Source organism: Tenacibaculum sp. SDUM215027 (assembly GCF_050566205.1).
Taxonomy (GTDB): domain Bacteria; phylum Bacteroidota; class Bacteroidia; order Flavobacteriales; family Flavobacteriaceae; genus Polaribacter.
Genome location: NZ_JBNXUE010000001.1, coordinates 780,409 through 793,662, shown reverse-complemented (window position 1 = coordinate 793,662; position 13,254 = coordinate 780,409). Strand labels below are relative to the sequence as shown.

Sequence of the window (13,254 nt, the reverse complement as noted above, 5' to 3'; positions counted from 1 at the left end):
TGCTATGAAAAAGAAAAAGAAAGTGGTTTTTAAACCACTATTCAAATATAAATAAGATTTTTTCTTTTCACAAATATATTTTTTACTTTTTTTAAACTTTTCCTTAAAGTTTTCTTAACTCATTGTTTTTCAATATGTATTCTCCTCCACTTTCAGGGCAAATTGCAAAACCATCTTCATCAAAATTTAACCGATGTCCATACTCACTAATCCAGCCTATTTGTTTTGATGGATTTCCAACAACTAAAGCATAAGGTTGTACCTCTTTGGTTACTACAGCTCCTGCTCCTATAAAAGCATATTCTCCAATATTATTACCGCATACAATTGTTGCATTAGCCCCAATACTTGCTCCTTTTTTCACGACGGTACTTAAGTATTCATTTTGTCTTTTAATTGCGCTACGTGGATTTATTACATTAGTAAAAACCATTGAAGGTCCTAAAAACACATCATCTTCACATATAACACCTGTATATATAGAAACGTTGTTTTGAACCTTTACATTATTCCCTAAAACAACTTGAGGTGATACCATAACGTTTTGCCCAATATTACAGTTATCTCCAATAGTACAATTCGGCATAATATGACTAAAATGCCATATTTTAGTTCCTTTACCAATTTTACAACCGTCATCAATAACTGCTGTTTCGTGCGCAAAAAACGTTTTATTTGTATCCATATGTAACAAAAGTAAAAAAACTCAACCAACTGGTTGAGTTTTTACTTCTTATTCTACTTTAAAAGTAATTGGTAAAGTGTATTTTACTTTTACTTCTTTGTTATTCTGTTTTCCTGGAATAAACTTTGGTATTTTGTTTACAACCCTTTCAGTTTCATTTTTTAGTTTGGGATGTGGAGCTCTAATTTTAACATCAACTACGTCTCCCTTTTTATCAATAATAAACTGAGTTATAATTTTATATTTCCTTGAACTTAACCCTACTTCTTGTGCTAATTCTGAGTTAAAATTACGTTGAATATGTTGTTGTATTTTTCTTTCAAAGCATTTCATATTTTCTTCTTCTAATAATCCTTCACAACCTTTAAAAACAGGTGTATTTTGCACATTCTTAATTGATACAGGATCATCATCTTTATCAATTACCTCTCCTTCTTTTATCTGAGTTAATGTTGTAACATCTATAGAACTATTCTCAACAGGCAAATCTATTACAGTGGTATTCTCTGTATTATTATCTACCACTTCTGGTTTAAATACCTCTTTAATTACTTGCTTTTTCTTTGACTTTTCTATTTCTTTTACTTCTCTTTTTATAATAATTGGCTTATCAAAAATGTAAACTTTCTCGTAAACTTGCGCATTAGTAGGTTCAACTATTGCTGTGTCTTTGGCTGTTTCATGTTCTAAAACAAGAAAAACTACAAACAAAGTTAGCACCAATCCTAATTGTGTAAAAATAGTTGAGAATTTTTCTAATTGCTTTTTAGCATGTTTCTTAGATGTTTTCATAGTATTATATTTTCATGTTAATACTTTGTTAAAAACAAGAAGCGTGCCAATAAAAAAAGAGCAATCCAATTGGATTGCTCTTTTTTTATTTTATTAAGAGTAGTTGTTACTATTCTACATTAAATGTAATTGGTAACGTATAACCTACTCTTACTGCTCTACCTCTTTGTCTACCTGGTTTCATTTTAGGTATCTTTCTAGCAACTCTTTCTGCTTCTTTCTTTAATCTTGGGTGCGGGGCTCTAGCCATTACGTTTGTAATAGAACCGTCTTTGTCAATTTTAAATTGAACATAGATTCTTTTCTTTCCTGGAGATAAACCTAACTCATTTGCTAGTTCAGCATTAAAGTTACGTTGGATATGCTTTTGTAACTTTTTATTTAAACATTCTTTCTTTTGAGCCTTAGTTCCACTACAACCTGGAAATACAGGTACTTCTTCAATAATAGCGAAAGGCACATCCTCTACTACTTCTTCAACCTCTTCAACCTCTTGAATATCCTCAACTTCTACAGCTTCAGATTCATCAGTTTCAGTAGACTCAATAACTGTTTCTTCAATTTCTTCCTCGTCTTCTACTACTTCAATTTTTTCAGGAGCTGGTGGTGGAGGTGTATTTGGTTTCGGCTTTGGCGGCTCAATTTGAAGCTCTATAGTTTCCTCTTCAATTTCAGAAGCCATATTAGCCATACCTAACTCTCCATACTCTTTATCATATGTCTTATTTTCAATAGCAACATACGTTACAAATAAAGCTAAAACCAAACCTATTTGCATAAATAGTTTACTATAGTTTTCTAAGTTTGATTTTGGATTTTTCTTGATTTTCATCCTAAATGTTTTTAATAGTTCGCTAATTTAATTAATTTATTTCAACTTTTACAAGCTTAATCTTTAAATAGCTTTATTTTTCTTAAAAAAAGAGTTATAAACAATGAAAGCTATTAAAATACCCGTCGTGTTTGCTAATATATCTAAAATCTCACCTGATCTGTATGACGTGGTTGTAACTTGTAGAGTCTCAATAATTGTGCCGTAAAAAAAACAACAAAAAACTATAATATATTTATTAATTTTTGTTGTTCTTAAAGCTAATAGCCATATCAAACTTAACACAAAATAAGCGAAAGCATGTTCTAGCTTATCTATATGATTAATTTGTATAGGTGCTTTTCCTAGTTTGATTAAACTAATAATAGCAATACTTATGGTTATTAGTATTGCTATTATGGTTATTAGTTTATCCTTTAATAAGTTCTTGATATGCTTCAGCACTTAATAAGTCTGCTACTTGTGAATCGTCTGATAATTTTATCTTTATCATCCATCCATTTCCATAAGGATCTGAATTTACCAATTCTGGTTCGTCTTCTAACGCTTCGTTAAACTCTACTACTTCTCCTGATAAAGGCATGAAAAGATCTGAAACTGTTTTTACTGCTTCTACTGAACCGAAAACTTCTTCAGCATCTAATTCCTCATCTAATGTATCTACATCAACGTATACTATATCTCCTAATTCTCCTTGTGCAAAATCAGTAATACCAATAGTTGCTACACCATTTTCTACTTTAACCCACTCGTGGTCTTTGGTGTATTTTAATTCTGATGGAATGTTCATTGTAATTATTTTTATTGTGTTTGTTTTAATTTCCTAAGTTGTATACTAAATTAATTCCTGCATTAATAGACTGTCTTGGGAAAGTTGTAGAAACTGCATATTCAAACGTTTGGTGATTATAATAAAAGGATGCTGTTAAATTGCTACTTAAATTATAGTCGGCAATAAATTTTAATCCAAATAATTTCTCGCCTCCTGTAATCTGACTATTCTCTTCATCTACACTTCTTATCAACGTTAAATTGTCTCTTAACGAAATATCAGCTCTTAAATTTATATCTCCTTTTAAAGTTTCTTTCTTTCCTGTAAATCTGGTGACAAATTTAACATCTCTAATCTTATATCCAAATCCTAAAACATATTCTGTTCCTTTAATATCTGTTAAAGTATTGTTGTTAAAATTTAATGTTAACGATCTGTCCCTTCTTACCTCTCCTTTGAATGAAACTGAATTTTTCATTCTAAAATCTACTTTTATTAATGGTGAAAATTCATCAATTAAAGTTGCCGACGAAATTAAGAGTTCTGATTGATAATTCCCAGAAGTATTTGTAATAGGTGGGTTAGATGGAGAAATTGGTAAATTAGAATCTACTCCTTTATACTGCAAATTATTGGTATAATTACCTATTGTATACGACGATTTATAGCCATGTGATAAGGTAAACGAAGTAAAGTTTTTCTTAAACCACTTATACTTCATAAATCCATTAAAACGTAGTGTCCAGTTTGGAATTGGTATGTTTTTAAAGATGCCTGTGCTTACTGAGTTTGGACTATTTCCTGAATATGCTGCAATAAATGCTGGCAACATTGCTTGTTGTCCGTTAGTTTGATACGCTGCTGTACCTGTGTTAGGTAAGCCAGATTCAGCCGATAATCTATTAGAAATTGTACTTCTATAATCTAGGAAATTTTGATATAATGTTTCATTGTCAGTAAAAATAGTTCCTAACATAAAATGGCTAATACTATAATTACCTGTTTCGAAAGGTTTAATATTAGGGTTTTGCTCAAAGCCTCCACTACCATTTGAAACAACATCTAGCTGCTGCGTTAAATTGCTTGTTTGAATTCTATTTCCTCGTAAATCGATAGTTAAATCTCTAAAAGGTTTTACAGATACGTTATAGTCTAGTTTTTTGTACCTTGTTTTAGCATAATTCTTACTATAATATGGTTGATTAGGGTCATCTTGACTTGTTCTAGTTACTAGCCACCCATTTTCGATTGCTGTGTTTAAAATATCTGTTTGACTACCAAATACAAAACCTAAGGTTGGAGCTAAACCTCCATCAAAACTATTTCTTCCTAAGAACCCAACTGAAGGTTTGTAACCTTGTAATAATGTTCCGTTGTTTTGAGAATAACTAATTTTTGCTCTTTTTACTGATGTTAGCACATCATATAATCCTTTCCCTAATTTCTGACCAAAAGTAGCTTTCTTCTTAAGCTTTGCTTTTTGTACTACTTGGTTTCCTCCTAATGTTGCTATTCCTGTTTGAGTAGGTTGCTTTTTTGTTCCCTTTAACAATAGTTTATCTACTCCTATAATTTTATAAAAGCGACCAAAATCTATATTCGTGTTTAAATTATGTGTGTTCGCGTTTTGGATCATGTTACCCACAACCTCCAAATAGCTAATATTAGTTCCATTAGGCAATACCAAATTATTGCTTTGTGACCCTGCTTTCCAGTCAAAATCAGCTGTATACCCATAATCTGCATTTATAAAATTCAAAAAAGGGAACTTATCTAATGGTAGTTTATAGGTTGCATTTAACTTTTGATGGTAATTATCTGGCCTTCCTATATCAAAAAACTTATCGTACACTTCTAAGTTCTCATCTTCTCCAAAACTGTCATAAATGTAATTATTAGCTGCATTGAAGTTTAGTTGTAATGATTTTGTTAAATCGAAACCAATCGTATAATCCCAATTAAATAAAAATCTTCGTTGGATTAACTCAGTTTGGGCTACAGGCAAATCAATTAAATTTCTTGACAGTTGACTATTGTAATTTCTATTAATTCTTGAGTTTAATGCTATTGTTTTAGGTACAGGGTTAAAGTTTAAATCTTTAATAAATTGTAAGTATCTACTTTTAAACCCTTCTGATTTCTTAAATGGTTCTATATTAAAAGGAACGAAAGTAAAATTATAACTAGCCCCAGCCATTACATTCGTGTTCACATATCTTTCAATATTGTAATCTTTATGAAACTCATCACTATGTGCATACGAAGCGGAGAAGTTTTCTACATCATAAAACTTAGGTTTCTTTTTACTCTCAGGGTTTCTATTCTTTTTTACATTGATAAAACTAATGCTTTTTCTTCGTGTATAGTCTTGGGCATTTTTACTGTTAGGATTTTTATCAATAGCATCTTCTAATTCTACATCTTGAAATTGTGGATCGTATTTTGGATCTCTAAACTCTTCTCCGTAACTATAATTCATTGGAACTTGCATATTCCATTTTTTAGGCATCATTTTACCTAACTGAATATTTGTAGCTACACTATATTGTTTTATTTCTTCAATACTTCTTTGTTGTACACGATCCTCTACATTACCAAAACCGATAGTTGACATTCTTCCTGCTAACGATACGTCTAATACATCGGCCATATTAGCATCCGCATTTACCACTGCAGCCCAACCTCCTTTATTATCGAATCCAATGGCACGAAGTTCATTAAACCAAACCTCTACAGTTTTCTCATCAGCAACTGTATTTTTCACCCCTAACATTACCGTTCTTACTTGTGCTAAAGTTGGATTACCTCTCACAGAAATTCTCAATCCATTAGAGCTTGTTGATGAATATACATCAGAAATATTACTTCCTGTTGGCCTTTCTATTTTTAAGTTTGCTAATTCTTCTAAAGGAATATCTAAATTATTCTCTTTAGGCCAAACATCTAAAGACGATACGTTTGAAGTAGATAATTTCAAAGGTTTTTCTACTTGATAGTAGTTATCGTTTAGGTCGGTACCCAAACGTATAATAGCTACCATTTCATCATCATTGGCACCTGTTGCGTTATTTTGATTTTCAGCATGTAAAAACATACGTAGTTTTTTATACCTACGCATATCAATGCTAATATTTTTATAAATAGTTCTAACCTCGTCTGCTTCTAAATCAGTTACTTTTAAGGTTACTGATTGTTCATTTTGACGTTGAATTCTGTTTGTTCCTTGTAAACGTTCTCTTTGAATTCCAGGTGGTAGTTTATAACGGTCTTGGTTTTGCTCTATACTTACTACCCCTACCTCAAATTTGTTTAATTCGTCTGAATCCAAATCATCAGGAGTTCCTGTATCTGGTAGTGTTTTTGTATAACGTCTCCAATCTCCTCTTACTAATTCTAATTCTCCAAAACGTAGTACTACTGGCATTTTGAATTGTGTTAAAAACATTCGTATAAAACGAATACTATTAAAATCGGTAATTCCATTAATTTTTTGAGCATCAGTAACGTTTCTTACAGGAATTCTAAATTGATACCACTTGGTAGTTCTTGTTGCTCCATTTAACAAAGTTACATTTTGTGTTTTTTCATCAATAATATGATTTTGCCCAACTATTAAATCTGTTTTGTTCAATGAAACCTCGTACTCAAAATAACTATTTACAGGATTCATTGTTTGATCCTTATTGATGTCTTCCGTATCTGGATATGTAGTAGATGATGTTGGGTACGACTCTCCAGATTGACTGGCAGTTGGTGAGTTTCCTTCTGTTCCATTAAAGTTTTTATATCGAGATAAAACAGATGGATCTGTACTCTCAATAGCGCCTCCTCTAAAAAATTGGAAGTTATCTCCTGCTGGATCATCTAACCCTGCAAATGCTGGAAATTTTATTCTTTCTTCTTCATCACTTAACCCATCTAAACCAATATCTTGATTAGTTCTTGCATCATTACTAGAGTCAAAAGCATATAAAATTGATGGATTAATTGGTGTATCTCCCCAAATAGAGGTTTGAACGTTTCCTCCATCTGCTTTTTGCCCATCAGCGGGAAGTCCATTTTCATACTGCTTTCTTCCGTCTTTTAAAATATCTTCTGAAACATTACCTAAGTTTATAAATAATTTTCCTACCTGATTAGTTGGATCATTTGGGTTTACTCCTGCAGGCAAACCTTCTTCTGTTGTAATTGAGTAATTTTCATATGGATCCATTAACCAAAACTGAATGTACTCAACATTCGCTTGTTCAAAATTGTTTGTGGTTAATGATCGCATAATACCTCCCCAACGTTCTTCAGATGTTACTGTATTTGCATTCTCATTATAGTTATACGGACCTCTTTCAGCTGGGTAGTAAGCTAAATCTAACGTTCTAACTAAATTTTGCTGTGTAATATCTAAGTCAGTATTTGGAAACAACTCATTGTAACGTATTTGACGTACTTCATCTCTCGATAGTTCATTTTCGTCAATATTACTTGGTCTATTTCCACTTCCGTAGAATAATTGGTCAATATTATACCAAGCTATTTTTCCTCTTTTGTAATTGTACTCTAAACCAAAAGTACCTCCATCAAATCCTTGAGATTCTGGTGTACTGGCTAAAAACCATTGTTGTGGTGAGTTTAAGTTAATTGGTATTTGTGATGCTTCAAAATCATCTAAATATGAAGTTGCAGTACCGTCTACATTAATTCCGCTAGGAGAACCCGGTAATAAATACGCCATATCTGCTCTTACTGAAACATTTGACGGTGCTTCTGTTTCAACAAAAGGTAATTTATTTGCTAGTTTTGTTAAATAAGGTACTTCTGAAGAGTAATCTAAATTCAACCCTAACATGATATTATCTATAGGTTCTCCTCCTAAATTTACCTTTGGTGTAATTGGTTTTTCACTAACATTTAAAAAAGTTCCTCCTAAAATAAAATCTTCAGAGAAACGATGTTCAACATCTATTCCTATAAATGTTTTTCGTTGTTGATTAAAGAATGTATTATTTTCTACAGAGGCATTGATTGGAATTCCTGAAGCTTCTAAACCTGGGTCTAAAATTTGTACTCTACCTAACTGATAATCTACTACATAATCTATTCCTTCAACTAATTGTCTTCCTCCAGCTGTAACTCTTACCGATCCTCTTGGTACATTAAAAGCTCCAAGAGAAATACCTCTACTTGTTTCTGATTTAAAATACCCTTTTAAAAAGAATTTATCTAAGTTTTGGTATTCATTTTTTGCTTGAATTTTTGTAGTTAAGTACAGTTCTTCAAATACATACTTATCTTGATCTGAAGGATTGGTAAGTTCATCTTTTAAGTCATTACCAAATGGTTCTGGTTCGGGAAATAAAATGTACCCTCTTTCAGAGTTAACCGTTATTCCTTCCACATAATCAAAGAAACCATCTCCATTCGTAACTGCATATTCACTTTGATCTAATTTATCTAAATTTAAAATACGTAACAACGGTTTATCTGTTATACCGGGAGTTTGTGCTTTTTGCAACGTATTTTGTAAGGTTCCTGTTTCATCATCACGATATAATAACTCAAAACGAAATCCGTCACGTTGTAACGGAAAAGCTCCTAAAGCATACACGTTTTTCATCATCAGTCTCCATGTTGGAAATGCTTCTGTATCATCCCCAGGTCTCGTAGTATTTAAAATTTCACTACGTAATAACTTAACAGCAATATTTGCAGGAGCAGCAATTCCATCATTTGAAAATTCTCCTACTTTAAATACTGTTTCCCCATTAGAAGCTCCTACTACAGTATATTCAAAAGCTACAGCTAAAACTTCTCCGTCGTTCAGTCTTCTGTTTAACGAGATAAAACCTAACTGTGAGTGTAGCTTAAATTCATTAGGCTGTAACCTACGAGCGTTTTGTAAATAGGTGTAGTTAAACCCTTGTCGTGCAGGAACTCCAATACCATTAATAGCAGCATCAATGGTTGCAACATCTCTAATTCCTCCTGAATTTGTTGCTAACAAGGAGCTCAAATTATTCACTCCATTATATGGTATAATACTAGAGTTGACTGATATTGCTCCGGGTGTTGTTGTAATTTCTGATGGGTTTACTTCGTTTACATCATCTGACTCTCCTAAATCGGCAAGAGCAACAATACTACGGTAATCACTTACATTTTGATTTCTATTCGTAACCCATACTTCAATTCTTGTAATATTTATAGGGCTATTAACTAATGGATAATTATCTAAAGCCTTCTTGTAATTTTCTCTAAAATATTGTGATAAGAAGAAGTGTCGATCATTATCATAATCAGAAGCTCTTAACTCAAAAGGTTCAATGGTTGCTCCTCCTTCGGCAACGACTGTTTTAGATTGTGAATTTTGTTGTGAAAAAGCTGCCGTTATATGTGTTTTACCAAATTGTAATTCAGTTTTTACCCCAAATAACGATTGTGCACCATTAATTAATGAATTCTTAATAGGCATACTAATATTACCTGCCTCTATATTTCTAATGATATCATCTTCGGTTGGGGTATACTCTAACTTAATAATGTTTTGAAAATCAAAAGTAGATTGGGTATCATAATTTGCAGTCACCTTTAATCGCGTTCCTACTTTTGCTTGTAAACTTGCACTAATTTGCTGGTCAAAATCAAAAGTAAAACTACTTTGGTTTTCTACAGAAATTTGAGGGTTTTCATTATTTTGATATACTCCCCCAAGCTTAATATTTATTTGTCCCGTCGGATTTACCTCAACAGTATTGCCTCCAAAAACAGATTCGAAAAATTTAGAGTTTACATAGTATTTGGGTAGTAAGTTCTTACGAGCTGCTTCATTTCCTTTCTTCTTAGGGTTAGTAGCATCTACTTTTTCTTTGAAGTAATTTTTTAAATCATTTTTTAAACGGTACTCATCATACTCTTTAGGAGTCATAAAAATAGGGGTTCCAACATAATAGTCTCCTATTTTTTCGACCATCATAAACTTATTCAAAGCTTTATCATAAGTAACCACTTTTTGAGTAGGGTTATTTAAGTAAAGTGTTCCGTTTTGATTATGTTTAAATTTGTATTTAAGGGGAATTACAGTATCTTTTTTAACAGGATTAATACTATCCTTTTGAGTATTTTGCGAAAACGAAACAACACTTACTAAAACAGTAAGCGCTGTAAGTAATCTATTCATAACTGCTTTTTCCAACCTTTTTTATAAGTTTTTTAACGCCTGTTTTATAAGTATTTCAACACTTGCATCAGGTGTTTCTTTTAATATATTCCCTATTACCTTATCAGCTTGCTTCCGCGCAAACCCAAGAACCTCTAAAGCAGATAACGCTTCTTCTTTATTTGTATTGTTCTGTACCACAGAAACTTCGTCAACATCAAAGGTTTTCAATACCTTGTCTTTTAAATCAACAATAACTCGTTGTGCTGTTTTAGCCCCAATACCTTTAACAGTTTGAATTAACTTCACATTTTCAGAAGCTATTGCTTGCGAAACTTCTTCTGAAGTCATTGAAGATAGCATTGTTCTTGCAGTACTTGGTCCTACTCCTGAAACCGAAGTTAGCAATCGAAAAACTTCTCGTTCAATTTTCGTTGAAAATCCATACAGTGTATGTGCGTCTTCTCTAACAGATAAGTGTGTATACAACAACACATATTCATCGTTTGGTAATGATGAATATGTGTTTAAAGAAATATGCATTAAGTACCCTACTCCGTTGCAATCTACAACAGCATATGTAGGATTTTTTTCCACAAGTTTTCCCCTTATTTGTGTTATCATCCAGCTATTTTTTCTATTTGTCTAAAATAGACAAAATTATCTTTTAAAAAAATTTCTCTCTAACCTATTGAGAAATCTTATTTTTAGCTTTCATTTCCTTGTTTTGAGCATCTACAACTGCTACTGCAGCCATATTTACCATTTCATCAACACTTGCCCCCAATTGCAAGATATGTACTGGCTTACTCATTCCTAGTAAAATTGGCCCTATCGTCTCTACTTCATCAACAGCTTTCATTAACTTATAGGTAATGTTTGCTGACTCTAAGTTAGGGAAAATTAATACGTTTGCTCTTTTTCCGTTTAATTTAGAGAAAGGAAATTCTTTTGCTAATAATTCAGGGTTCAAAGCAAAATCTGCTTGTAACTCACCATCTACCACAACATTTGGATGATGACGGTGAATGTAAGAAACTGCCTCTCTAATTTTAGTTGAGCTTTCTGACTTTGATGATCCAAAGTTTGAAAAACCTAACATTGCAACATGAGGTTTCATTCCAAACATTTTAGCCAATACTGATGTTAACTGTGTAATTTTAGCTAAATCTTTTGCTGTTGGATTGATATTAATTGTTGTATCTGCTAAGAATATAGGTCCTTGTTTAGTCAACATCATATTGGTTGCCGCCACCCTTGTTACTCCATGATCTTTTTCAATCAACTCTAACATTGGCTTTACTACTGATGGATAAGGTCTTGAATACCCAGTAATTAAAGCATCCGCTTCACCAGAATTCACCATCATCGCAGCAAAGTAGTTACGTTCACGCATCCATTTTTGAGCTTCTAAAAAGGTTACTCCTTTACGCTGTCTAGTTTTCCAAAAAGCCTCAGCATAACGATTTCTTCTTTCCTCTTCTTCATCTGTTTTTGGATCTATAATTGGTACATCAGCATCAAAACCTAATTCTTCTTTTAATTCTAATATAACTTCTCGTCTCCCTAATAAAATTGGCTTACCTATTTTTTCTTCATATACTCTTTGCGCTGCTTTCAACACATCTAAATGATCTGCTTCAGCAAACACTAATCTCTTTGGGTTCTTCTTCGCTCGGTTATGTAATAATCGTACCTCTTTACTTCCTGTTCCTGAACGATCCATTAACTCCTCACGATACTTATCCCAATCATCAATAGGTTCTTGAGCTACTCCAGAGTCCATAGCTGCTTTCGCAATTGCTGGTGGAATTTCATAAATCAACCTAGGGTCAAACGGTTTAGGAATTATGTATTCTTTCCCAAAAGAAAGACTTACTTCATCATATACAATATTTACTTGTTCAGGCACTGATTGCTTCGCTAAATCTGCTAATGCATGTACCGCTGCCATTTTCATTTCTTCATTAATTTTCTTTGCACGTACATCTAACGCTCCTCTGAAAATAAATGGGAAACCTAACACATTATTCACCTGGTTAGGATTATCTGATCTTCCTGTCGCCATAATAATATCATCCCTAGTTTCAATTGCTAAGTCATAAGATATTTCAGGGTCTGGGTTTGCCATTGCAAAAACAATAGGATTTTTTGCCATTGATAGTAACATTTCAGGAGAAACCACATTTCCTTTTGACAAACCAATAAATACATCTGCATTTAACATGGCTTCTTCTAATGTGTTTACATCCTTATCTGTAGCAAATTCAGCTTTTTGTGAAGTTAGGCTATCACGATCTTTCCTAATAACGCCTTTACTATCACACATAACTACGTTTTCACGTTTAGCTCCTAAAGCTAAATATAAACGTGTACATGAAATTGCTGCTGCTCCTGCTCCGTTAACAACAATTTTCACATCCTTAATATTCTTTTCATTAATTTCTAATGCATTCTTTAAGGCAGCTGCTGATATAATTGCTGTACCATGCTGATCATCGTGCATTACAGGAATGTCTAACTCCTCTTTTAATCGTCTTTCTATTTCAAAAGCTTCAGGAGCTTTAATATCTTCTAAGTTAATTCCTCCAAAAGTTGGCGCTATTGCCTTAACAGTTTCAACAAATTTATCTACATCTGTTACGTCTACTTCAATATCAAAAACATCTATATCAGCAAAGATTTTAAACAGCAACCCTTTTCCTTCCATTACTGGCTTAGATGCCTCAGGACCAATATCTCCTAATCCTAAAACGGCTGTTCCGTTTGATATAACGGCTACTAAATTACTTTTTGCGGTATATTTATAAACGTTGTTTTTATCTTTAGCTATCTCTAAACAAGGCTCTGCTACTCCAGGTGAATATGCTAACGACAAATCATGTTGAGTTGCATATTTTTTGGTAGGTACTACTGCTATTTTTCCGGGCTTCGGCTTAGCATGATAAAGTAGTGCTTCATGCCTTTTTCTAGAATCTCTCATAGGTTCGTTCTTGTTTGTTTGAACTTACAAATATACATTT

Annotated in this window: 8 protein-coding genes; all 8 read right to left on the bottom strand. The window is 32.7% G+C overall.

Features of this window, described 5'->3' with window-relative positions; all coding sequences use genetic code 11:
* Positions 1–103: 103 nt before the first annotated feature.
* Positions 104–685: an acyltransferase gene (locus ACQYZ7_RS03645; protein ID WP_430728424.1), complete on the bottom strand. Its 582-nt coding sequence runs from the start codon at positions 683–685 to the stop codon at positions 104–106.
* A gap of 48 nt (positions 686–733) precedes the next feature.
* Positions 734–1,477, bottom strand: a complete 744-nt coding sequence (locus tag ACQYZ7_RS03640) for an energy transducer TonB (RefSeq protein ID WP_430728423.1) — start codon at positions 1,475–1,477, stop codon at positions 734–736.
* Positions 1,478–1,586: 109 nt separating this feature from the next.
* Positions 1,587–2,309 carry an energy transducer TonB gene (locus ACQYZ7_RS03635; RefSeq protein WP_430728422.1) on the bottom strand — a complete coding sequence of 241 codons (723 nt, stop codon included), beginning with the start codon at positions 2,307–2,309 and terminating at the stop codon, positions 1,587–1,589.
* A gap of 63 nt (positions 2,310–2,372) precedes the next feature.
* Positions 2,373–2,753: a VanZ family protein gene (locus tag ACQYZ7_RS03630; protein ID WP_430728421.1), complete on the bottom strand. Its 381-nt coding sequence runs from the start codon at positions 2,751–2,753 to the stop codon at positions 2,373–2,375.
* Positions 2,719–3,099: a glycine cleavage system protein GcvH gene (gcvH, locus tag ACQYZ7_RS03625; RefSeq protein ID WP_430728420.1), complete on the bottom strand. Its 381-nt coding sequence runs from the start codon at positions 3,097–3,099 to the stop codon at positions 2,719–2,721. The genes ACQYZ7_RS03630 and gcvH overlap by 35 nt, the downstream gene beginning before the upstream one ends.
* A 25-nt stretch (positions 3,100–3,124) precedes the next feature.
* Complete coding sequence (sprA, locus tag ACQYZ7_RS03620) at positions 3,125–10,252, bottom strand: cell surface protein SprA (protein ID WP_430728419.1); 7,128 nt, start codon at positions 10,250–10,252, stop codon at positions 3,125–3,127.
* A 21-nt stretch (positions 10,253–10,273) separates the two neighbouring features.
* Positions 10,274–10,855 carry a Holliday junction branch migration protein RuvA gene (ruvA, locus tag ACQYZ7_RS03615; protein ID WP_430728418.1) on the bottom strand — a complete coding sequence of 194 codons (582 nt, stop codon included), beginning with the start codon at positions 10,853–10,855 and terminating at the stop codon, positions 10,274–10,276.
* A 64-nt stretch (positions 10,856–10,919) separates the two neighbouring features.
* The gene (locus ACQYZ7_RS03610; RefSeq protein WP_430728417.1) at positions 10,920–13,214 is read right to left on the bottom strand and encodes an NADP-dependent malic enzyme; all 2,295 of its coding nucleotides are present in this window, start codon (positions 13,212–13,214) and stop codon (positions 10,920–10,922) included.
* Positions 13,215–13,254: the final 40 nt, after the last annotated feature.

Coding starts and splice junctions, on each gene's coding strand:
- ACQYZ7_RS03645 (WP_430728424.1), bottom strand. CDS start 685: ATGGATACAAATAAAACGTTTTTTGCGCACGAAACAGCAGTTATTGAT.
- ACQYZ7_RS03640 (WP_430728423.1), bottom strand. CDS start 1,477: ATGAAAACATCTAAGAAACATGCTAAAAAGCAATTAGAAAAATTCTCA.
- ACQYZ7_RS03635 (WP_430728422.1), bottom strand. CDS start 2,309: ATGAAAATCAAGAAAAATCCAAAATCAAACTTAGAAAACTATAGTAAA.
- gcvH (WP_430728420.1), bottom strand. CDS start 3,099: ATGAACATTCCATCAGAATTAAAATACACCAAAGACCACGAGTGGGTT.
- sprA (WP_430728419.1), bottom strand. CDS start 10,252: ATGAATAGATTACTTACAGCGCTTACTGTTTTAGTAAGTGTTGTTTCG.
- ruvA (WP_430728418.1), bottom strand. CDS start 10,855: ATGATAACACAAATAAGGGGAAAACTTGTGGAAAAAAATCCTACATAT.
- ACQYZ7_RS03610 (WP_430728417.1), bottom strand. CDS start 13,214: ATGAGAGATTCTAGAAAAAGGCATGAAGCACTACTTTATCATGCTAAG.